This is a genomic window from Sphingomonas sp. Leaf23 (assembly GCF_001421585.1).
Classification (GTDB): Bacteria; Pseudomonadota; Alphaproteobacteria; order Sphingomonadales; family Sphingomonadaceae; genus Sphingomonas.
In genome coordinates this window covers 495,704-518,810 of the sequence record NZ_LMKR01000003.1, presented here as the reverse complement: position 1 = coordinate 518,810, position 23,107 = coordinate 495,704, and the positions used below count along the sequence as shown (strand labels likewise).

At 65.2% G+C, this 23,107-nt stretch carries 19 protein-coding genes; 6 read left to right on the top strand and 13 right to left on the bottom strand.

Annotated elements, in window-relative coordinates; translation table 11 throughout:
* The first annotated feature begins 63 nt into the window (after positions 1–63).
* From ASE67_RS10725 to ASE67_RS10705, 5 genes are read left to right on the top strand one after another with little or no spacing between them, the layout of a single operon-like run.
* Entirely contained in the window at positions 64–1,698 is a 1,635-nt protein-coding gene (locus ASE67_RS10725; RefSeq protein WP_055760601.1) for a nitrite/sulfite reductase, read from the top strand.
* Positions 1,691–2,098, top strand: a complete 408-nt coding sequence (locus tag ASE67_RS10720; protein WP_055760598.1) for a Rid family hydrolase — start codon at positions 1,691–1,693, stop codon at positions 2,096–2,098. Before ASE67_RS10725 ends, ASE67_RS10720 begins: the two co-directional genes overlap by 8 nt.
* Complete coding sequence (locus tag ASE67_RS10715; protein ID WP_055760596.1) at positions 2,095–2,520, top strand: DUF934 domain-containing protein; 426 nt, start codon at positions 2,095–2,097, stop codon at positions 2,518–2,520. Before ASE67_RS10720 ends, ASE67_RS10715 begins: the two co-directional genes overlap by 4 nt.
* The gene (locus ASE67_RS10710) at positions 2,513–3,298 is read left to right on the top strand and encodes a phosphoadenylyl-sulfate reductase (RefSeq protein ID WP_055760594.1); all 786 of its coding nucleotides are present in this window, start codon (positions 2,513–2,515) and stop codon (positions 3,296–3,298) included. The genes ASE67_RS10715 and ASE67_RS10710 overlap by 8 nt, the downstream gene beginning before the upstream one ends.
* A gap of 42 nt (positions 3,299–3,340) precedes the next feature.
* A complete protein-coding gene (locus ASE67_RS10705; RefSeq protein ID WP_055760591.1) occupies positions 3,341–3,814 on the top strand; it encodes a hypothetical protein in 474 nt (157 codons plus the stop codon).
* Positions 3,815–4,140: 326 nt separating this feature from the next.
* Here the strand turns inward: ASE67_RS10705 and ASE67_RS10700 are convergent, their stop codons facing one another.
* The 12 genes from ASE67_RS10700 to ASE67_RS10645 form a co-directional block, all read right to left on the bottom strand.
* Positions 4,141–5,817, bottom strand: coding sequence for a GMC oxidoreductase (locus tag ASE67_RS10700; RefSeq protein ID WP_055760588.1), 1,677 nt, complete (start codon positions 5,815–5,817; stop codon positions 4,141–4,143).
* 28 nt (positions 5,818–5,845) lie between these two features.
* Positions 5,846–6,676, bottom strand: a complete 831-nt coding sequence (locus tag ASE67_RS10695) for a sugar phosphate isomerase/epimerase family protein (RefSeq protein WP_235511873.1) — start codon at positions 6,674–6,676, stop codon at positions 5,846–5,848.
* On the bottom strand, positions 6,676–7,251 hold the full coding sequence (locus tag ASE67_RS10690) for a gluconate 2-dehydrogenase subunit 3 family protein (RefSeq protein WP_055760582.1): 576 nt from the start codon (positions 7,249–7,251) through the stop codon (positions 6,676–6,678). Before ASE67_RS10690 ends, ASE67_RS10695 begins: the two co-directional genes overlap by 1 nt.
* Positions 7,248–8,075: a 3-keto-disaccharide hydrolase gene (locus ASE67_RS10685; protein ID WP_055760579.1), complete on the bottom strand. Its 828-nt coding sequence runs from the start codon at positions 8,073–8,075 to the stop codon at positions 7,248–7,250. The genes ASE67_RS10690 and ASE67_RS10685 overlap by 4 nt, the downstream gene beginning before the upstream one ends.
* A gap of 15 nt (positions 8,076–8,090) precedes the next feature.
* Positions 8,091–9,005, bottom strand: a complete 915-nt coding sequence (locus ASE67_RS10680; RefSeq protein ID WP_055760576.1) for a hydroxypyruvate isomerase family protein — start codon at positions 9,003–9,005, stop codon at positions 8,091–8,093.
* Entirely contained in the window at positions 9,002–9,385 is a 384-nt protein-coding gene (locus ASE67_RS10675) for a c-type cytochrome (protein ID WP_235511872.1), read from the bottom strand. Before ASE67_RS10675 ends, ASE67_RS10680 begins: the two co-directional genes overlap by 4 nt.
* A complete protein-coding gene (locus ASE67_RS10670) occupies positions 9,382–10,530 on the bottom strand; it encodes a Gfo/Idh/MocA family protein (protein WP_055760574.1) in 1,149 nt (382 codons plus the stop codon). Before ASE67_RS10670 ends, ASE67_RS10675 begins: the two co-directional genes overlap by 4 nt.
* A complete protein-coding gene (locus ASE67_RS10665; RefSeq protein WP_055760571.1) occupies positions 10,527–11,585 on the bottom strand; it encodes a sugar phosphate isomerase/epimerase family protein in 1,059 nt (352 codons plus the stop codon). The genes ASE67_RS10670 and ASE67_RS10665 overlap by 4 nt, the downstream gene beginning before the upstream one ends.
* Positions 11,582–12,829, bottom strand: coding sequence for an MFS transporter (locus ASE67_RS10660; RefSeq protein WP_082457064.1), 1,248 nt, complete (start codon positions 12,827–12,829; stop codon positions 11,582–11,584). Before ASE67_RS10660 ends, ASE67_RS10665 begins: the two co-directional genes overlap by 4 nt.
* A 141-nt stretch (positions 12,830–12,970) precedes the next feature.
* Positions 12,971–14,485: a tryptophan halogenase family protein gene (locus ASE67_RS10655; protein ID WP_055760568.1), complete on the bottom strand. Its 1,515-nt coding sequence runs from the start codon at positions 14,483–14,485 to the stop codon at positions 12,971–12,973.
* Positions 14,486–14,513: 28 nt separating this feature from the next.
* Positions 14,514–15,941, bottom strand: coding sequence for a tryptophan 7-halogenase (locus tag ASE67_RS10650; RefSeq protein ID WP_082457063.1), 1,428 nt, complete (start codon positions 15,939–15,941; stop codon positions 14,514–14,516).
* The gene (locus tag ASE67_RS10645) at positions 15,941–17,458 is read right to left on the bottom strand and encodes a tryptophan halogenase family protein (RefSeq protein ID WP_055760563.1); all 1,518 of its coding nucleotides are present in this window, start codon (positions 17,456–17,458) and stop codon (positions 15,941–15,943) included. Before ASE67_RS10645 ends, ASE67_RS10650 begins: the two co-directional genes overlap by 1 nt.
* A gap of 409 nt (positions 17,459–17,867) precedes the next feature.
* Between ASE67_RS10645 and ASE67_RS10640 the strand changes: the two genes are divergently transcribed.
* Positions 17,868–21,191 (top strand): TonB-dependent receptor, encoded by a 3,324-nt coding sequence (locus ASE67_RS10640; protein ID WP_055760560.1) that lies wholly within the window; start codon positions 17,868–17,870, stop codon positions 21,189–21,191.
* 324 nt (positions 21,192–21,515) lie between these two features.
* Here the strand turns inward: ASE67_RS10640 and ASE67_RS10635 are convergent, their stop codons facing one another.
* Positions 21,516–23,027, bottom strand: a complete 1,512-nt coding sequence (locus ASE67_RS10635; RefSeq protein ID WP_055760557.1) for a replicative DNA helicase — start codon at positions 23,025–23,027, stop codon at positions 21,516–21,518.
* Positions 23,028–23,107 lie beyond the last annotated feature (80 nt).

Here is a 23,107-nt window from a genome sequence, read left to right as displayed (position 1 = left end):
CCCCTCCACCAGCCTTCGGCCGGTCCCCCTCCCCGCGTGGCGGGGAGGATTTAGGAAGAAGCAATGTACCAGTACGACACCTACGACCAGTCGATCGTCGATGCCCGCGTGGCCGAGTTCCGCGATCAGGTCGAACGCCGCCTGTCGGGCCATCTGACCGAGGATCAGTTCAAGCCGCTGCGGCTGATGAACGGCCTGTATCTCCAGCTGCATGCGTACATGCTGCGGGTCGCGATCCCCTACGGCACGCTCTCGTCGACGCAGATGCGCGTACTGGGCGATATCGCGCGGACCTATGACCGCGATTACGGCCATTTCACCACGCGCCAGAACCTGCAGTTCAACTGGATCAAGCTGGCCGACACGCCCGACATCCTCGAAAAGCTGGCCAAGGTCGAGATGCACGCCATCCAGACCAGCGGCAACTGCATCCGCAACATCAGCTCCGACCAGTTCGCCGGTGCCGCTGCCGACGAGCTGACCGATCCGCGTCCATGGGCCGAGCTGTTGCGCCAGTGGAGCACCTTCCACCCTGAATTCAGCTACCTGCCGCGCAAGTTTAAGATCGCCGTCATCGCCGCCGACGAGGACCGCGCCGCGATGCGCCTCCACGACATCGGCCTACGCATCGTCGAACAGAACGGCGTGGCAGGTGCGCAGGTCTATGTCGGCGGCGGCATGGGCCGCACGCCGATGATCGCGCCGCTGGTCAACGACTTCGTGCCGCTCGGTGACCTGATGAGCTATCTCGAAGCGTGCCTGCGCGTCTACAACCGCTACGGCCGGCGCGACAATATGTACAAGGCGCGGATCAAGATCCTCATCCACGAGATCGGCGTCGATAAATATCGCGCCGAGGTCGCCGAGGAATTCGCGCATATCAAGACGCTGGGCATCGATCCGCCGCAGGCAGAATTCGACCGCATCGCCGCCTTCTTCGCCGATCCCGCCTTTGCCGACACGACAAGCGATGCGCCCGTCGACCGCGGCGATGCAGGCTTTGCGGCATGGCTCGACCAGAACACCCATGCCCATAAGCGCGCCGGCTACACGATCGTCACGATCAGCCTGAAGCCCGCCGGCGGCATCCCCGGCGATGCGTCAGCCGATCAGATCGACGCGATGGCCGACCTCGCCGAAGCATATAGCTTTGCCGAACTGCGCGTGACCCATGCGCAGAACATCGTCCTGCCGCATGTCCGCTCGACCGATCTGCGCGCCGTGTACGACCGGCTGGTCGCGATCGGGCTGGCCGAGGCGAATCTCGACCTCATCACCGACATCATCGCCTGCCCCGGCCTCGATTATTGCAGCCTCGCCAATGCACGCTCGATCCCGCTCGCACAAAAGATCGCCACCCGCTTCGCCGATCCGGTGCGCCAGCGTGATCTCGGCGAATTGAAGCTCAAGATCAGCGGCTGCATCAACGCCTGCGGCCACCATCATGCCGGGCACATCGGTATCCTGGGCGTCGACCGGAAGGGCACCGAGAATTTCCAGCTGCTGCTCGGCGGATCGGGGGCGCAGGACGTCTCGCTTGGCAAGATCACCGGCCCCGGCTTTTCCGAAGACGGCGTGGTCGACGCGATCGAGCGGGTAACCGACCGCTATCTCACCGAACGGACCGAGGGCGAGCGCTTCGTCGACACCTATCGCCGGATCGGCATGGAACCGTTCAAGGAGGCCATTTATGGGTAAGCGAAACGCCGTTTTCCCGGCGAACCCCCACACGCTTTACGCCGATCATGGCTATTCGCCCGCGGTTCGTGCTGGCGACCTGCTGTTCGTATCCGGACAGGTCGGCGCCCGCGCCGATGGCACGCCCGAGCCCGATCTGGCCGATGAGATCGCCTTGGCCTTTGCCAATCTGCGTGATGTGCTAGCCGGCGCAGGCTGCACCCCGGCGGACGTGATCGACGTGCAGCTGTTCACGACCGATCCCGAAGCCGTTTTCCCGCTCCTGTTCGCCCATCACCCCGCGTACTGGGGCGAAGGCCCGCTGCCTGCGCTGACCGCCGCCGGCGTCACCTGGCTCGCCGGCTTCCGGTTCGAGATCAAGGTTATCGCGCGCATTCCCAACGAAGGAGCCGCCACATGAGCGAGCCGCTACGCCTGCGCGACGATGCCGCGCATGACGAACCCGCCGTGACGCTCGACGCTTTCCTCGGCCAATCGAACGCGACCGCGGTGCGGATCGAGGCAGGCGACGATGCCCGCCTGCTGTTGCCGCACATCGACCGGCTGGCGTTGGTCGAGGTCAGCTTTCCCAAGTTCCGCGACGGGCGCGGCTATTCCTCGGCAAGCATCCTGCGGGAAGCGGGCTATACCGGCGAACTACGCGCGGAAGGCGACGTGCTGGTCGATCAGATTCCGCTGATGCGCCGCTGCGGTTTCGACAGCTTCGCACCCGCCGCGCCGGTCGATCCGGCGGCACTGACCCGCGCGCTCGACCGCTACGATCACGTCTATCAATCGGCGGGGGACGGGCACGTTCCGGTGTGGAAACTGCGCCATGGCTGATGCCGATCCCGACCTGCGCCTGCGCGACCGGATCGATATCGCGCCACGTTTCACCGCTGCCGATGCCGAGGCGCTGAACGCACGCTTCGACGGCGTGCCGACGCAGGCGATGCTGGCGAGCGCGCTTGGTGAAGGGCTGCTCGGCCGCGTTGCGGCTGTGTCGTCGTTCGGTGCGGAATCGGCGGTGCTGCTGCACCTGATCGCCTCCGTCGATTGCTCGGTGCCGGTCCTGTTCCTCGAAACGGGCAAGCATTTCCCCGAAACGCTCGCCTATCGCGACCTGCTGGTTCGTAGGCTGGGGCTGACCGATTTTCGCAACCTGACACCCGATGCCGACCTGCTGGCGGCGCGGGACGCGACGGGCGAGCGCTGGTCCTACGACCCCGATGGCTGCTGCGATCTGCGCAAGGTCGAACCGCTGGCGCGCGGGCTGCTCGGCTTCGATGCGAGCTTCACCGGGCGCAAGGCGTTTCAGTCCGCGACGCGCACCGCGCTCCCCCGCTTCGAAATCGACACGTCGGATGCGATCGGTCGGTTGAAGGTCAATCCGCTCATCACCTGGACCCCGGCGGATATCGACGCCTACTTCGCCGAACACGATCTGCCGCGCCACCCGCTGGTCGAACGGAGGTTTCCCTCGATCGGCTGCCAGCCCTGCACCAAGCAGGTGAAGCCGGGCGAAGACCCGCGTTCGGGACGCTGGGCCGGGTTCGACAAGGTGGAATGCGGCATTCACACCCCGCTGCCCGACGGCGATGCAAACCTGAGCGGCGCCTGACGCCGACTTGCCCCCGACCGACTTCGGGGGCAAAGCGGCGCGATGCAGCAATCGGCAGTCGCCTATTTCACCAACGGCCGGATCATCATCGCGGCCGTGTCGCGCACCGCAGCGGGCGACACCATCGCCACCGATCCGAAATGGTTCGGCAAGTCCGCGAAGAAGGCCGTCATCGCACAGGCGATCACCGAGGCCCTGTCGGCATCCCGCGACAATGTGACCGATCCGACGCCCGATCAGTGGAAGCGCCAATTCATCCCGTTTCAGGACGCGGCGGCGGTCAAGAACTTCAAGACGTTCATGCGCGATGCGAAACGGGTCGATCTGGAGCGCCGCGATGGAGCGGTCACGCTGATGCCGTTCGACAATCTGGGCGCAAACAACGGCTTCGAAGCGCGGGATGGCGAAGTACGAAAGGTCGCGGCCGACGATGGCGAAAGTGTTGCGGGGGCGCTGCTGATCCTGCTCGGCCTGCGGCCCGATAGCAGCCCGTCCGTAGCGAGCGACGCCGACTGATCGCTAGACCATGACGAAATGAAACTTGCCCGTTCGTGCTCAGTAGGGGCTGAGCTTGTCGAAGACCCGTATCGAAGCATCTGCCGCCAACGATCCTTCGATACGTCCGTTCGACAAGCTCAGTGGCTAATCAGGACAAACGGGTAAGCATGAAGTCATCATGCTCTAACACTGCAGACCTCTGCGAAACCGCTCAAACCGTACCCCCGCGCAGGCGGGGGTCCAGAGCCAAGCAGAACAAGCGGTTACCGGCGGAACCCTGAACCCCCGCCTCCACGGGGGCGTGGGGCAACGGTGGAGCGCGCCCCACCGTTACCCCAAAGCCGTCACGCCCAGGCCTTCGTCCGCACCGCATGGTCGGCCGCGCGCGCGGTCAGTGCCATGAAGGTCAGCGACGGATTGACGCACGATACCGACGCCATCTGCGCGCCATCGGTGACGTAGAGGTTCGACGCATCATGCGCCTGGCTCCACTGGTTCAGCACCGATTTGCGCGGGTCCGCCCCCATGCGCGCGCCGCCCATTTCGTGGATCGCGTCGCCGGGGATATGCGCCCCTTCGTAGCTGTGGACATTCACCAGTCCGGCGGCCTTCAGCATCTTTTCGCCCTCGACCCGAGCATCGGCCATCATCTTCAGTTCGTTGTCGCGGAAGGTGACGTCGAACCGCATCAGCGGCACCCCAAAGCGGTCGACCTTGTTCGCGTGCAGCGATACGCGGTTGTCGGCATAGGGCAGGCATTCGCCGAAAGCGCCCATGTTGAACTGCCACGGGCCATATTGCCGCATCCCGTGCTTCATGTCCTTTCCGAAGCCGACCGGGCCGGCCGGATCGCGCCGCGCGCTCCCCTGATAGCCATAGCCCCGGCGGAAGCCGACGCCTTCTTCGCCGTTCAGATTGCGGAAGCGCGGGACATAGACGCCGCCCGGCCGCCGACCGAACTCGATCAGGTCGGTCATGCCCGGAATCTCGCCCGACGCGCCGACGCGGAAGATATGGTCCATGACATAGCGGCCCAGCGTCCCGCTGCTGTCGAAATGGCTGCGGCCGCCGCCCGCCATCCGCGAATTCATCAGGATCTGGGTCGACGCCATCGCCGACGCGCACAGGAACACCATGCCGGCCTGCACCACCTGCGCCTGCCCGGTCTTGGCATCGATGAAGCGGACACCGGTCACCTTCTTACGCGCGGCGTCATATTCGAGGTTCGTCACGACCGCATCGGATTGCAGCGTCAACCGCCCCGTCGCCCGCGCGGCGGGCAGCGTCACCGCCTGCGTCGAGAAATAGGCACCGAACGAACAGCCATTGCCGCACTGGTTGCGGAACTGGCACTTGCTGCGGTTCTGGTCGGGTTTGTCCTCGGTCATGTTCGACAGGCGGGTGTGGATCAGCTTGCGCCCCGGAAACTGCGTCTCCAGCTTCTGCTTCAGCCATTTCTCCGCGACGTTCATCGGCATCGGCGGCTGGAATTCGCTGTCGGGCAGGTACGGCAGATTCTCGCGCGAACCCGACACGCCGATATATTTTTCGACATAGCTGTACCAGGGCGCCACGTCGTCATAGCTAATCGGCCACGCGCCATCGATCCCCTCGCGCTGGTTCGCGGCGAAGTCGTCCGCGCTCCAGCGGAACGACCAACGGCCCCAGATCAGCGACTTGCCACCGACCGCGCCGGGGCGGATCCAGTAGAATTTCTCGCCCTCGTCGAACGCATAGGGGTTCAGCCGGTCGTCATTGTAGAACTGCCGGCTGCTGGGTGCGACATAGCCGTTCTTGGCGATGAAATAGTCGCTGTCCATCAATGGCTTGGGCATCATGTTGCGCGCCGGCACCTCATATGCCGGCTTCCCGTCATAGGGATAGCCCTCGATATGCTCGACCATGCGCCCACGGTCGAGCATCAGGACCCGCAGGCCCTTTTCGGTCAGTTCCTTCGCGGCGAACCCGCCGCTGATGCCCGATCCGATGACGATCGCGTCGAACCTGTTGGTGGCAGCCATATGTCCCCTCCCAGGGTAGTGTTCTTATTCAGTAGCGAAGGGCGCGCAGCGTCCGGTAGCTGGTCGTGATGTCGGGCAGATAGGGTGCCGGTGCCTGATCGTTCTCGACATAGAAATGGCGGACGCCCTTGCTGCCCCGGCGGCGGAACAGCGCGGCGAAGTCGGTCTTGCCGGCGCCCACCGCGCACATGCTGCCATCGGCGCGCGCATCCTTGACGTGATAGGCATAGAGCCGTGGCCCCAGCCGGTCGATCCAGCCGCCGACATCCTCGCCCGCATGGCCGACCCAGTAGAGGTCGAGTTCGACCTTCACGAGCGCGGGGTCGGTTTCCTTCAGCAGCCGTTCGTACAGGCTGACCCCGCCCGGCTTCACCGTAAATTCGAAGTCGTGGTTGTGATAGGCGAAACCCAGCCCGGCTTTCCGCAGATCACGCGCGAAGCGGTTGATATTGGGCAGCGCCTGCGTCCAGCCCGCTTCGTTGCGATATTCGTCGGTCATGTACGGCAGGATCACCGTATCGGCGCCCAGCGTCTTGGCCATCGCGACCTGCTTGTCGAACGACCCCAGCAGCGCGTCATAGCCGATATGGACCGACGGCGATTTCAGCCCGAGCCGGTCCATCGTCCGCCGCAGCATCTTGTGATCCATGGCGTCATAGCCGCCACCGCCATATTCGACCTCGCGATAACCGATCTTGGCGATCGAGGTCAGCGTCGCCACCGGGTCCTTCTGGAACAGGTCGCGCACGGTGTAGAGCTGGATACCGACCGCGCCGATCTGCGCGGCGGATGCGGTGCCGGTGGCGGCCAGCGCGGCGACGCCGCCCGCCCCGATCAGGAGGTTCCTGCGATCGATCATCATGCGCTATAGACCTTGTTGACCTTGGAATAGGGAAAGGCGCCGTCATATTCGCCGGGCACCGGCAGGTATTCGCGCTCCTGCGTCATGCCGATTTCCGACGTGTAGTAGCCGGCAAGGACCAGCTGGCGGAACGCTTCGAAGAAGGTCTTGCCGCCCGGTATCCGGTCGTTCATCGCCAGCGTCAGCAGCGCATCCTGCTGCGCCGGCGTGGCCTTGGCGGTCGATACCTTGTAATCGGCCATCGACTTCGCCTCGATGGCGTCCAGCCCGGCGATGATCGGCACCCGCTCGGTCGGGTAGGACCAGTCGGCCAGCAGCTTTTCGATATATTGCGGCACCCCGGCGGCAATCGCGCCCGGCGTGTCGGTGGTCGGCAGCACCCGTTCGCTAAGCGCCGTCATCGCCGCGCGCTGCACCGGGGTGAATACCGCCACGCTCGGCGGGCCTTCGCTGATGGCCGGGACCGGCGTCGTCACCGGCCCGCTGGCCCCCGCCGCCCGTGCGAGCGGGGCGTAGAGCGCGGTTCCGAACATCGCCGCGACGCCAGCCAGCGCCGTCCTGCGGTCGATCATTTCATCGTCTCCTTCAAATCCTGCGCAATCGCGGCTTCGGGCAAGGGGCGGACCCAGATGTTGCGGAACGACACCGGCGAATCATGGTCCTGCAACTGGATTGGCGCGGCATCGCCATGCGCCGTGTACTTCGCGACCTGCCGCCACACGGTCGTGCCCAGCATCGCCTGATGGTTCTGGACCAGCACCCCGTTCAGGAACGCGGTGACATAGGCGGGGCGGACCAGCGACCCGTCGGTGGCAAAGCGCGGCCGTTCGAACACGATGTCATAGCTCTGCCACTCGCCCGGCGCGCGCGCCGCATTCACCAGCGGCGGCTTGAAGCCATAGACCGCACCGACCGTGCCGTCGGCATAGGTCGGGTTCCGGTACCCATCGAGGATCTGGACCTCGTAGCGCTGCATGAACCACACCCCGCTATTGCCGCGATCCTGCGACGATTTGGTCGGCGGATTGGGGCTGCGGAATTCCAGGTGAAGCTGCACGTCGCCGAAGCTCTGCTTGGTGACCAGTGCATTCTCGCCACCGGCGCTGGCGCGCGACGGCACCGTCATCGCGCCGTCCTTGATCGGCCACGCCATGCGCTGCGGCGTCCATGCGTCGAGCGAGCGCCCGTCGAACAGCACCACCGCATCCGCCGGCGCCCCGCCCGGCTGCTTCGCCGGGGTCACGACCACCGGTGCCGGCCGGTCGGCATCATGGACCCGCCACTGCCCGCCGGGCAGCATCGGCGTATCCTTGAACCCCGGCTTGTCCTGCGCGATGCCGGATGTTGAGAGCGTTATCAACGTCGCGCCGAGCGCGACCATCGTGCGGAGCGTCATCCGTCCCTCCCCCTTTTATGCCTGGTCGATCCGGCGATAGGCGGCGACCAGCGCCTCTTCGCCCGCGCGACCCTTTATCGAATTGCCATGTTCCATGCCGATCACCCCGGCATAGCGTCTGCCCTGCAACCAGCGGACGATCGTCGCATAGTTGATCTCGCCCGTGCCCGGCTCGTTCCGGCCCGGATTGTCGCCGAACTGGATATAACCGATCTCGTCCCAGCAGGCGTCGAGCGTCGGGATCAAATTCCCCGACTGAATCTGTTCGTGATACAGGTCGGCCAGCACCTTCACGCCCGGACTGTTCGCACCGCGCGCGACGGCATAGCCCTGCGCCACGGTCTGCATATAGACGCCGGGATGGTTGGTGCGGGTGTTGAGCGGCTCCATCACCATCGCGATGCCATGCGGCGCGACGATCTCTCCGGCGCGGCGCATCACGTCGATCACCCGCGCGGTCTGGATATCCAGTGGCACCTTGGGGTCCATGAAGCCGGTGACCACCGTCATCCGCGTCGCCGACAGCCGCTTCGCAACGTCGATCGACGCGCGGATATCGGCCAGGAACGCCTCGCGCTCCGCACCGTCGGTCGCGCCCAGGATCGGCCGCGACTGCGCCCATTTCGGCATGGAGGCGACGAACACCCCCATCGTCATGCCACGCTGCTGCAACGCCTTCGCCATCGCCGTCTGTTCGGCGACGCTGCGTAACGCCGCCTCGTTATCCTCCCACGCGGTAAAGCCCTGATCGGCGGCAAAGGCGATCTGTTCGATCCGCCCGCCCCGGCTGGCAAAGCTGCCCTCGTGTGGGGCAAACTTCAGCGAGAAGCGCGCGGCGTTGGACGGCGGGCGCTGTGCCGCGCCGACGCCGGTGGCCAGCGTTGCCGCCGCAGCGCCCGCCATCACCGTGCGGCGCGACACACCGCTCATTTGGCCGACGTCAGATAGGCGATGATCGCCGCGCGCTTTGCCGCATCGGGCGTGGCGATCGGCATCCGCGTGCCCGGCACCTTCTTGGTCGGGCCGGCAAGATATTCATCCAGCGTCTTGGCATCCCAGCGCAGCTTCGACGCCTTCATCGCAGGCGAATAGTTGAAGCCTGCGACCGATGCCGCCGGCCGTCCGACCACGCCGTTCAGGTTCGGGCCAATGCCGTTGCGCCCGCCCTTGTTGACGGTATGGCACGCCTTGCACGCATTGAACGCGGCCGGCGCGGCGGCCGGCGTCTGCGCGGTCGTCGGCGTTGCGGTGGCAAGCAGCGCGACAGTCGCGCTGGCCCCGGCGATGGCGATTCCCATCAGAAACTTCATCGATACTCTCCCGATACATGGGTCCATTTGGCGTCGGATGCGGCGTTCGCGATCATCGCCTCGATAAAGGCCATGGTGCGCAAACCGTCGGTCAGGCCGGGCACGAACCGCGTGTCGTTACCGCGAATCTGTGCGGCAAAGCCTTGATACAGATTGGCAAATGCCTCGATATACCCTTCCGGATGACCCGAGGGTGTACGCAGCAATGCCTGGGTCGCCCCACCCAGCCCCGGCCCGCCGGCACGGACCACTTCAGTCGGCCGGTCGAGCCAGCGCAGGGTGAGCGTGTTCGGCTCCATCTGCGCCCATTCGAGCGTGCCCAATTCGCCCGATACCCTGAGCTTCAGGCCATTTTCCTCACCCGCTGCGACCTGACTGGCCTTCAGCGTGCCCCGCGCGCCACCTTCGAAACGCAGCAATGCGCTCACGTCGTCGTCGAGCCGGCGACCGGGGACATGCGCCGTCAGGTCGGCCGACAACGTATCGACCCGGATACCCGCGACATGTTCGGCAAGATGAAACGCATGGGTGCCGATATCGCCCAGGCAGCCGCCCAACCCCGCCTTGGCCGGATCGGTGCGCCATTCGGCCTGCTTGTTGCCCTCGCCATCGATCGGCAGGCTCAGCCAGCCCTGCAGATATTCGACCTGCACCACCCGGACCTTGCCCAGATCGCCGCGCGCGACGCGGGCGCGTGCCTCCTCGACCAGCGGGTAGCCGCTATAGGTGAAGGCCAGCGCGAACTTCGCCCCGCCCGCTTGCGCAGCGGCGGCGATGGCGTGCGCTTCATCGCCATTCATCGCCATCGGCTTTTCGCAAAAGACGTTGATCCCGGCTTCCAGTGCGGCAATCGCCATCGGCGCGTGCAGATGGTTGGGCGTCACGATCGCCAGCGCGTCGATCCGCTCGCCCACCGGCAACGCCTGTTCCCCAGCGATCAGCCCATGGATGTCGCCGTAGACGCGTGCTGGGTCGAGATGGAGCGCCGCACCACTGCGAGCATTACGCGTGCCATCGCTGCTGAACGCACCAGCGACCAGTTGCCAGTCGCCATCCATTGCAGCGGCGTGACGATGGATCGCGCCGATGAACGCCCCTTCGCCACCACCCGCCATGCCGAGCTTCAAGGGCCGCTCGCCACTCATTCCGGCGACAATCCCATGAGCGTGCGGATCGCCGCGCGGTCGACGCCGCTCGCCGCGAAATCGTCGAACGGATGATCGGTCAGGCGGATCATATGCGCCTCGATGAACGGCGCCCCTTCGGCCGCACCATCCGCCGAGTTCTTCAGCGCGCATTCCCATTCCAGCACCGCCCAGCCGTCATAGCCGTACTGCGCCATGCGGCTGAACACGCCGGAAAAATCGACCTGCCCGTCACCCAGCGAGCGGAACCGCCCGGCGCGATCGACCCAGTTCTGATAGCCGCCATAGACGCCCGACCGCCCGGTCGGGTTGAACTCCGCATCCTTCACATGGAAGCACGAAATCCGGTCGTGATAGCGGTCGATGAAGTCGAGATAGTCGAGCTGTTGCAGGACGTAATGCGACGGGTCGAACAACAGCCGCGCGGCATTATGCCCCTTCACCGCCTCAAGGAAGCGCTCCCACGTTGCGCCGTCATGCAGGTCTTCGCCGGCATGCACTTCGAACGCGCAATGCACGCCATTGTCCTCGAACACGTCGAGGATCGGGGTCCAGCGCCGCGCCAGTTCGGCAAATGCTTCCTCGACCAGCCCGGCGGGCCGCTGCGGCCACGGGTAGACGTATGGCCAGGCCAACGCGCCGGAGAAGGTCGCGTGCGCCTTCAGCCCCAGCTTCGCGCTGGCCTTTGCCGCCATCGTGACCTGCTCGACCGCCCAGACCTGCCGCTCGGCGGGCTTGCCGTGGACTTCGGGCGGCGCAAAACCATCGAACAGCGTGTCATAGGCGGGATGGACCGCGACCAGCTGACCCTGCAAATGGGTCGACAGCTCGGTCACTTCGATACCGTGCTGCGCCAGCTTGCCGGTCAGCTCGTCGCAATAATCCTGGCTTTCCGACGCGGTCTTCAGGTCGATCAACCGGCTGTCGCACGGAATCTGCACCCCGACATAGCCAAGGCTGGCCGCCCATTCGGCCATGTTCTCAAGACTGTCGAACGGGGCCTCGCTGCCCATGAACTGGGCGAGGAAGATGCCCGGTCCCTTCATGCCCGTCATGCCAGCGTCTCCTTGCGGTCGTCGCGGAAGGTAAGTTGGAACAGCAGCGCGATCGCGGCGGCGGCGATCGCGGGATAGACCCACATGCCATGCCAGTCGGCGATGGTCGGGTTGGCGGGCAACTGCGCATAGAGCAGCGCGCCGATCTGCGACCCGAGCAGCATGCCGACGCCATAGGTGAACAGCGTCAGCATCCCCTGCGCCTGCGCATTCACACCCTTAGGCGCGGCGATGATCCCGGTGTAGATGGCGCCGGCGACGAAGAAGAAGTCGTAGCACACGCCGTGCAGCGCGACACCCAGATAGACCGCCCAGATCCCCGACCCGCCGTCACCGATCGCGAACAAGGCATAACGCAGCGCCCACGCGGCCATGCCGACCAGCAGCAGCGGCTTCACCCCGAAGCGGCGATAGAGCCACGGCATCGAGAACATGAACACCAGCTCGGACATCTGCCCGATCGCGAGCGTGCCGCCGACATTCTCGATCCCGGCCGCGCCGACATAGGGCGAGGCATAGGCATAATACATCGCCAGCGGGACCGAGATCAGCGTCGCGCACAGGATGAAGATCAGGAACGACTTCTGCCGCATCAGCCCGAACGCCTCGACGCAGAACACCTGCGCCAGCACGCTGCCCCCCTGTGGCTTGTCGGCTTCGACGGTTGGCAGGGTGATGCTGTAGAGGCCGAGCGCGACCGACACGACCGCCGCGACGGTGAAGATCTGCGGGCTGGCCGACAGCCCGGCCCAGCCGATGATGAGACCCGACGCGATCCAGCCGATCGTGCCGAACGCCCGGACGAACGGGAAATTGTCGGTCCGCTCGCCAAAGCTCTTCAGCGCGATGGTGTTCGCGAGGCCGACGGTCGGCATGTAGAGGATCATATAGCCCAGCAGCAGCCAGACGAACGTGCCGCCACGTTCGGGCGTGATGAGCGACGGCATCAGGAACAGCAGCACGCCACCGACCAGATGCAGGATCACCATCAGCGTCTTTGGCGCGACATAGCGCGTCGCGACCATGCCGAGCAGCAGCGATCCGACGATCGAGGCGATCGGCCCCATCGAAAACGCATTGCCGATCAGATTGCCGATACCGACCGTCTGCATCACGAGGCCGAGCGTGACCTGCCACGCGCCCCAGATGAAAAACTGCATGAACATCAATGCGCTCAGCCGGACGGTCATCCCGCCATCGACCGACGCGCGACTGCGACGCCCAACACCCTCCGCAATGGCCATGCGCCATCCCCTCCGCGGTTTTATCTGCTAATTGCACGCGAGGCTAAGTAGATATGACAGCGCTGTAAAGGCCAATGTAACCGGTTTCACCGCTTTTGCGGGATTCGATGGGTCGCGGCGTATCCCGCAAGTTGATAACGTTCACTGATCCGGGCTGCGGCAATGGCGATCGATGAACGCCATATGGTCCGGCATCGCCCGCACCCCCGAATCCATCGCCGCCGCGATCCGGGTCATGCGATCGTCCAGTTCGGCATCGCTTAGCAGGTCGGCGATCGGGTGATGGCGTTTCGGCACGACATTCTGCCCATGCAGCACCGCCAGCCAGCTCGTCTCGCTGAACAATTCTTTGTCGTGGCGATAGAGCCGCGCATTCTCGCGGAAGATCGCGATGCGCTCGGCCAGCGAATCGGGGATCGCCATAGCGCGACACCGGCGCCAGAACGGACTGTCGTCGCGCGCCGTCGCCTTGTAATGCAGGACCAGGAAGTCGCGGATTTGTTCATATTCCGCCCGCGTCCGCCGGTTGTAATAATCGATGTCGGGCTGGTTGAACGACCGGTCGGGAAAATTGGTCAGCAGCCGCGCGATGCCCGACTGGATCAGGTGGATCGACGTCGATTCCAGCGGTTCGAGAAACCCCGACGCCAGCCCCAGCGCGACGACGTTGCGATCCCACGCCTTGCGCCGGATGCCCGCCGTAAAGCGCAGGAAATTGGGCCCGGCCAGCGCCTCGCCGTCCAGTCCGGCGTCGAGCATCGCCAGCGCGGTTTCATCATCGGCATAGTCCGAACAATAGACATGGCCGTTGCCGGTGCGCGATTGCAGCGGAATGCGCCAGCGCCACCCGACGCTGGTCGCGGTCGCCCTGGTATACGGCGTCGGGTCGGCCACCCGTGAACAGGGCCGCGCTACCGCCCGGTCGCACGGCAGCCATTCGCGCCAGTCGTCATACCCCGCCTGCAACGCTCCCTCGATCAGCAGCCCGCGAAAGCCCGAACAGTCGATGAACAGGTCGCCGCCGACGCTGCGCCCATCGTCCAGCACGACATGATCGACATGGCCGTTGCCACCGTTCAGCGCGACATCGACGATCCGCCCCTCAATCCGCTCGACGCCCGCCGCCTCGGCCCGTTCGCGCAGGTAGCGGGCATAGAGCGCGGCATCGAACTGGAACGCGTAGGATATGCCGCCGAGCGGCGATCCCGCCCGGCTATGGTCGGGCCGCTGGAACTTGCCCGCGCGCGCCGCGCCCACGCCGATGCTGTAGCGGTCGAGCGGCAACGCCCCGCCCATCTGCGCCTGCCGGTACCAGAAATGATGGAAGTGCAGCCCCTCCATCTCCTGCCCATAGCTGCCGAACGGGTGGATATAGCGTTCGCCGATCGCGCCCCAGTCGACGAACTCGATGCCGAGCTTGAACGTCGCGCAGGTCCGCCGGACGAACTCGTCCTGATCGATTCCCAGCAGACGGTTGAAATACTGGATGTGCGGGATCGTCGCCTCCCCCACGCCGACCGTACCGATCGCTTCGGATTCGACCACCCGGATCGCCATGCCGCTGCCCGACAGGATGCGGGAGAAGGCGGCGGCGGCCATCCATCCGGCGGTGCCGCCGCCGACAATGGTGATGCTGCGGATATTGCCGTCCTTCATGCCGCCTCCGCCGGGCAATACGGTGCGCTCACGATGCGGCCTTTCGCAGATAGTCTTCGAACTGCGTGCGATAGATGCGGGCAGGTGGCAGTGTCGCCACCCCTTGTTCGATCTCGCTCGCCATATTGGACAGGAACCGCGCGACCTGCGCCCTGTCCGCGCGGGCTGCCAGCGGATCGTGTCCCGCCGGGCGACGCCCCATCCCCAGATGCAGGATCAGCCAGTCCTCCGGATGAAATGGTTCGAGGTCGTAGGCGACCAACACGCCACGCCGTTCAAACATGGTCAGCTTGCGCGCCAGCTTCTCCGGCACCGCATCCGCCTGCGCCGCCTGCCAATAGGGCCCGTCCGGTAGGTCATCCGCGGCGAAGAACGCCTGTTGGAACAGCGCGGCATGGTCGTGATCCTCGGCAAAGCGGCGGTTGTATTCCGCCGCCTCGACCCTGTGGTCGACCGACACCGGGAACAGCGTCAGCAACCGCTCGATATCGCGCTCCAGCAGCAGCATCGGCGCCGGCGTCAGCGGTTCGACCACGCCCGCCGCCTGCCCGATCGCGACACCATTGCCGACCCAGGCCCGCGACCGCCGGCCCAGGGTCGCCTGCGGACCGTCGATCACGCCGGCTGCGCCGACGACCGTCCGCCGGGTGCGCCCTTTGAGCGGGGTGTCGCTCTCCCACCCCTGCGCCGTCGCCCGGATGGTGCGCAGCGGCGCCTGGTCGTCGGCCGGCAGATCGCGCGCGGCGATCGCGATGCCGCGACCATCGCGCGTGTCGTCTGCAACCGCCGACAACAGCCGCGCCTCCGATCCCGACACGTCGACATACAGGTCGGCGGTCACGACGCGACCATCGTCCAGCGTCACGCCGGTAATCCGACCGTCCGCCACCGCAACCGACGCAAGCGTTCCCGCCACCTGCTCGACCCGCCCGGCCACTGCGAACAATCGCGCATAGTCGGCGGGATCGAACTGATAGCCATATTCGGCACGCGACAGCGGGTGCGGCGTACCGTTGGCGGCGGCGCGCGGCGGATGGACGAAGACGCCCCGTCGCGCCGCCTGCAATCCGGCGACGAACGGATCGATCCCGCCTGCCCCGGCCAGGCCGAGATACTGGTGGAACTGCACCCCATCCATCACCGGGAATGGCAGCGCCAACGACTGCATCCACGATCGCCCCGCCCCCCAGCTGGCATAGCGGGTGCCCCATGAAAAGGCGGTCGCGCTGTCGAGGATCACCTGCCGCTCATCCACCCCAGCGGACAGATTGAAGGCATAGGCCGATGGCCCGGTGACAGTGCCATAGAACAGGTCGCTCGCCTCCTGTTCACCGGCCCGTACCCACGCGATCGCGGTCGACGGCGGCAATTGCCGCGCCAGCGCCGCCAGCGTCATCCGCGCCGCCAGCCCGTTGCCGCACACCAGCACCTGCCCGATCGGCACCCTGTCGGCCATCACGCGGCCAGCCCGGCGGCCGCCGGCGACTGCCGGATATAATCGGCATGGTCCGGCGTCGCACGCACCGCCCCGGCAACCTCCGCCCGCAGCGCCGCCGCCCGCTTTGCCAGTGCCCCGGCCTCGATCCCCGCCACGCGCGGGTCATAGGCGCCGGGCACCAGCCCCTGCCCCAGCATCACCGCGACCCAACTGGGCGGCAGGAACAGCCCGAACTGATACGGCACGATATAGCCGCGCGTCCGCCACGTATCGATCTTGTGCTGCAGACTGTCGGGCAGCGTCAGAGCGCGGAAATGCCGCCACATCGGGCTGTCGTCACGTTCGGTCGCGACATAGTGCAGCAGCAGGAAATCGCGCACCCGTTCGTAATGCAGCGCCATCCGCCGGTTATATTCGTCGATATCCGCCGCCGCGAACTCCTGATCCGGGAACAGGCCCAGCAGCTCGGTAATCCCGTCTTGGATCAGGTGGATCGACGTCGATTCCAGCGGTTCAAGGAAGCCGCCCGCCAGCCCGATCGCCACGACGTTGCGCTTCCAGAATTCACGCCGCCGCCCGGTCGTGAAGCGCAACCGGCGCGGCTCCGCCTGCATCGGCGCGTCGAGGTTATCAACCAGCTGCTGCTGTGCCTCGTCGTCGGAGATGAAGTCGCTGCAATAGACATGGCCGTTGCCGACCCGGTGCTGGAGCGGGATGCGCCACTGCCACCCCGCCGTCCGTGCCGTCGCCCGCGTATAGGGGCCGAGCGGTCCATGGCTCTCCGTCGGCACCGCCACCGCACGGTTGCACGGCAGCCACCGGCTCCAGTCGTCATAGCCCGACTGCAACGCGCCCTCGATCAACAGCCCGCGAAACCCCGAACAGTCGATGAACAGCTCGGCCCCGACCACCCGCCCATCGGCCAGCGTGACGTGACGGACGAACCCGCTCTCCCCGTCCAGCGCGACGTCGACCACCTTGCCCTCGACCCGCTCGACGCCGCGCGTCTCGGCATAGCGCCGCAGGAACGCGGCATAGAGCGAGGCGTCGAATTGATAGGCATAGCCGAAGCTCGATTCGACGCGGCCGGGTTCGCTGGCGGGATGGCGGAAGCGGTTCTGTTCGGCGGCGACGATGGGATAGGAATACTCGTCCAGCCGGCTGGTATCGCCCATCGAACGAAGCCGCAGCCATTGGTGATAGAAGGGGATCGCGTCGTCGCTCGGCCCGTAATTGCCGAACGGATGGATATAGCGGTCGCCGAGTCGGCCCCAGTCGCAAAACTCGATACCCAGCTTGTAGGTCGCCTCGGTCGCGCGCATTAGGTCGGGCTCGGCAATGCCCAGCGTGGTGTTGAACGCGCGGATATGCGGCAGCGTCGCTTCGCCGACGCCGACCGTGCCGATCTCTTCCGATTCGATCAGCCGGACGGCGACGTTCAGCCCGCCAAGCCTGTTCGCAAGCGCAGCGGCGGTCATCCACCCCGCCGTGCCCCCGCCAACGATGCACACCGATGCGATCTGGCGATCGGTCATGCCACCTCAACCCCGACAAATCGCTGCAATATCATCCGACGCTTCTTCCCCGCCCCCGTAACAATACGCAAGACTTTTTATAGTGTTTGCATGACTTCGCCGCAGCGCAGCAATCGTAACAGCTGAAATCACTGTTCTCGCTATATGAAGGCGCGGTTTCGCACCAAATTGTCAACGTCGCCCGGAAAAATGTTACCGCTATCTTGTCCGACTAAATTGGATCAGTTATGCGATGAATCGTAGCCGATCCTGTTCGGCAGGGGCCGTGTCCTTTCACGACCCGCAATCGATCAGGAACGGACACAGGGGAAACCAGGACGGCCGGAACAACGGACCGCTTCAGGGAGGGGATATTGCGATGAGAACACACGGATTCCGCGTTCGCTCGGGCTCGGCCAGGTGCCTGTTGATGGCGACGTCGGCGCTGACCCTGGCACTTACGCCGTCGATCGCCGCGGCACAGAGCGCCGCCACCGATCCGGAAGGGGAACCGGCCGTCACGTCGCAGGGGCCGCAGACGACCACCGACTCCGAAATCGTCGTCACCGGCATTCGCGCCGCGCTGGAATCGGCGAAGGAGATCAAGCGGAAATCGTCGACCTTCGTCGACTCGATCACCGCATCGGACATCGCGACCCTGCCCGACCTGTCGGTCGCCGAAGCGATCGGTCGTATCCCCGGCGTCACCATCTCGCGCTTCCCGACCGGCGGCGCCAGCCCCGACTTTCCCTCGCCCGAAGGACGCGGCAACCTGGTGCGCGGCCTCGGCTTCGTGCGTTCGGAATTCAACGGACGTGACGCGTTCTCGGCCAATGGCGGCCGCTCGCTCGACTTCTCCAGCATCCCGCCCGAACTGGTCGGCGGCGTCGACGTCTACAAGAACCAGAGCGCCGACCTGATCGAAGGGGGCATCGGCGGATCGATCAACCTGCGCACGCTGGAACCGTTCGACAGCAAGAAGGACCTGTTCGTCGTCGCGGTCGACGGCACCTATTCCGACCTGCGCAAGAAATGGTCGCCGCAGGCCAGCATAACCGCCGGCAAGCGCTGGAACACCGGGATCGGCGAGTTCGGCATCCTCGGTTCCTATTCGCGCTCGCGCCTCGATTCGCGCATCCATGGCTGGCAGCAGAACGCGCCGATGCCACGTGTGCTGAACGCGGCGGGCCAGGTACCCGAAACGACCTTCACCGGCGCGAACAAGGTCAACGAATTCACCGGCGTCGATCCGTCGCAGATCGTCGGCATCACCCCCGGTTTCCAGCTGCGCACGAACGACGTCGATCGCGAACGCATCAGCTATTACGTCGCGGCACAGTGGAAGACCGATGGCCTCCAGCTGACCGGCAAGTACATTCGCGCCGAAAACAAGATCAACAGCATCGAACGCACGTTCGAATGGTTCCCCGAACACGACACCGGCACCACCGCCGGCGTGTCGGATATCGTCATCAACAAGAACTGGGGATCGGCCGGCACTCCGATGTGCAGCGGCCCCGGCGGCTTCCCATCCAATCCGGGCGACTGCGAACGGCTGATTCCGGTGCGCGGCGGACTGATGGAATCGGGATATGTAACCAACAACGCCGATTCGTGGACCGGCGCGCGCGGTTCGCCGGTCGGCTCGCTCGGCATCGGCAAGATCGAGGAAGCGACCACCGAGGATTTCAGCCTCAACCTGAAGTGGAACGTGACCGACCGCCTGTTCATCACCCTTGATGGCCAATACACGAAGGCCGACGCCCGCCAGCGTTCGATCTGGGGCGGGATGAACACCTACCTCAACTGGAAAATCCGGCACGATCTCGACAATCCGTCGATCGAATTCCTGATCGACCCGCAGCACCGCTTCAACCCGAACCAGACGCGCTTCACCGGCGATCGCGACGCGACGGCGACCACCGCCGGCGTGTTCATCCCGACGCCGACCAGCACCGCCGATTTCAACGGGTCGACGTGGCAGTTCGCCGCCGACCAGTTCCAGGTCGGTACCGGCGACCTGAAGGCGTTCCGTGGCGACCTTGCCTATGACGTCTCGGGCAGCGACGGGCTGGCCAGCTGGTTCGACAGCGTGAAGTTCGGCGCGCGCTATTCGGAACGTAGCCAGGTCAATTCGGAAATGGCGCTCAACTGGGGCTCGATCGCACCGGCATGGGATGGTCGCGGCGGCTTCGCGGTGGCCGGCACCTTCCAGAACCCGTCGCAGGGGTTCGAAGCGGTCAGCTTCAACGATTTCTTCCGCGGCGGCGTGGTGAAGGGCGCGAACAATTCGTTCGTGTTCGTGAACCAGGACCTGTTGTCGAACTATGCCAGCTTCCGCAACTACCTGAACGCCGAACCGCAGACCGCCAACGGCAATTACGGCTGGGTTCCGCGCGGCACGTCCGACGGTTCGCGGTTCGGCAACCCGATCTTCCGCCCGGAAGATACGTCGAACATCACGGAGAAGACGCGCAACGCGTATGTCCGCGTCGACTTCAAGCATGAATTCGACAACGACATGTCGGTCGATGGCAATGTCGGTGTTCGCTATGTCCGCACCGATCTCGACTCGGCGGGCTTCCTCGCCTTCCGCGCGTTCGTCGCCGATATCCAGACGCCAGCGGTTACCGGCGGCGTCCGGACCCGCACCGACGACGCGGAAAGCCGCGACGATCCGCGTGACTTCCTGCCGCAGGCGACCGCCTATGCCGGGCAGAACCCGATCGCACGTACGTTGAAGCTGAAGGACGAGCATTGGCTGCCGTCGTTCAACCTGAAATGGAATCTGAACCGCGAAATGCTGTTCCGTGCTGCGTACAGCAAGGGGCTGAGCCGCCCGAACGTGCAGGATCTTCGCGCGTCGCAGGAATACGTGGTCACCACCAACCGCATCAACTTCCCGCAGATTACCGATCGCAACGACCCGCTGTTCGGTATCGATCGGGGTGCGCAGAACATCACCGTCGGCGAAATCCGGGTCAGCCGCGGCAACCCCTATCTGAAGCCCACCACCGCCGACAGCTTCGACCTGTCGTACGAATGGTACTTCAAGGGCGGCTATCTGTCGGTTGCGGGCTTCTACAAGGATTTGCGCAACATCATCACCAACGGCGATCTGCCGCTGGGAACGGTGGGCGGCATTCCTGGCCAGCAGCAGGGCTCCGTGACACTGGATGGCCAGCAGGTGCCGGTGATCTACAACGGTGCGGTGAACCAGGCGAAGGCGACCGTGAAGGGTATCGAGGTCGGCTATCAGCAGTTCTTCGACTTCCTGCCCGGCCCGCTCAAGCATCTGGGGTTCCAGGGGAACTACACCTTCATCGATGCGAAGACGACGCCACCCGCCAATGGTGTGGACAGCGACGGCGACGGCGTGCCGGATGACGTGACCACCGTGTTCCGCTGGGGCGTCGACGACCTGCTGGGTCAGTCGAAGCACATCGCCAACGCGGTCGCGATCTATCAGGACAAGATCGTCGAAGCCCGCCTCGCCTATAACTGGCGGTCGGAATATCTGACGACCTATCGCGACTATGTGACGGGCAACCCGATCTACAACTCGGCGGCCGGCTTCCTCGACGCCTCGCTGAAGTTCAACATCGCCAATCTCCAGCTACGCGGATCGATCGCCAATATCCTGGATACCAAGAGCAAGGCGCGATCCTATATCGATGCAAGCGGCCAGATGTACGACCGGTTCAGCTTCCTGAACGATCGCCGCATCGTGGTCGGCCTGCTGTTCCGCATCTAGACCCCGGAGCGGAACGACTGGGGAGGTGCCGCGTGGCGCCTCCCCAATTCTTTTGGTTAGCGGTCGCTGAAACGCTTTGAGCGCTGGCCAATCTCTTCGGTATATCCGTTCGTGCTGAGTAGGGGCTGAGCCCTTCGACTGCCTGCCTGCGGCAGTCGCTCAGGACAGGCTTCGGTGCTGCGCACCGAAGTCGAAGACCCGTATCGAAGCACTTTGCCGCAAGCGATCCTTCGATACGCCATTTCGACAAGCTCAATGGCTACTCAGGACGAACGGTGTAAGTGTCGGGGCATTCGGGTTGGTGCTTTGTGCGAACCGCCCGCCCTATTCCTCCAGCCCGCTGAACCCGCCACCGGCATAGTCGCTGAACTTGGTGATATGCGGCTCGAACTTCAGCGTGACCTTGCCCGTCGCACCGTGACGCTGCTTGGCGATGATGAGTTCGGCCAGGCCATAGACCCGCTCCATGTCCATCGCCCATTTGGCGTGGTCCTCGAACACCCGCGCATCGTCGCCGTCGCGCGGGCGCTTCGGCTCCTTCGCCGCGACGTAATAATCCTCGCGGTACACGAACCACACCATGTCGGCGTCCTGCTCGATCGAGCCGGATTCGCGAAGATCGGACAGCTGCGGGCGCTTGTCCTCGCGCTGTTCGACGGCGCGGCTCAACTGCGACAGCGCCATCACCGGCACGCCGATATCCTTGGCCAGCGTCTTCAGCCCGCGCGAAATCTCCGAGATTTCCTGCACGCGGTTGTCGCTGCCCTTGCCCGACCCCTGCAGCAGCTGGAGGTAATCGACCACGACCAGCCCCAGCTCGCCATCCAGCTTGCGCTGCAACCGGCGGACGCGGGTGTGCAGGCCGGAAATCGAGAGGCCAGCGGTATCGTCGATATAGAGCGGCAACTGCTCCAGATCGGCCGCGGCGTTGGCGAGGCGGGTGAAATCCTCCTTGCGGATCTTGCCCATGCGCAGCGCTTCGGAACTGATCGCCGCCTGTTCCGCCATGATACGCGTCGCCAGCTGGTCGGCGGACATTTCCAGCGAAAAGAACGCGACCTTCGCGCCGACCGACTTGCCCTTTTCCATGCCCGCACGCTGGTCGTCCATATACCGCTGTGCTGCGTTGAACGCGATGTTGGTGGCAAGCGAGGTCTTGCCCATGCCCGGTCGGCCGGCAAGGATGATGAGATCGCTATGGTGCATGCCGCCGATCCGGCCATTGACCGAATCGAGGCCGGTGGTGACGCCCGACAGGCCGCCGCCCGAATTCATCGCGCGTTCGGCCATGCGCACCGCCATGGTCGTCGCCTGCGCGAACGACTTGACCGCGTTGGCGGTGGTCCCCTCCGCCGCGACCTTGAACAGCGCTTCTTCCGCTGCCTCGATCTGCTTCTTGGGATCGACCTCGGTCGAGGTGTCGGTGGCGTTTTCCACCAGCGTGCGCCCGACGGTGATGAGCGCGCGGAGCTGCGCCAGGTCATAGATCTGCTGCGCGAACTGGCGCGCGCCGATCAGGCTGGCGTTGCTGCCGGTGATCTCGACCAGATATTGCGTGCCGCCCCGGCCCGCCAGCAACTCGTCGCCGTCGAACATCGGCCTGAGCGTCACGGGACTCGCAATCATGCCGGTGCGCCGCACGTCGCGAATGCGTTCGAAGATGCGGGCGTGGGCGGGATCGTAGAAATGCTCGATATCCAGCCGCTCGACCATATCGTCGGCCAGCCCGTTGTCGATGAGCATCGCGCCCAGCAGCGCGGCCTCCGCATCGACGTTATGGGGCACGCGCGGCGGTTGCGGGGGAGTACCCCCGCCGATGCTGTGAACAGTAGCCATGCCCCCCTCTCCCATTCCCCGCGTTCGGCGGCAAGCGAAAGGGGCTGGGGAAACGACCGACAACTCGCTAAGTGCGGCGG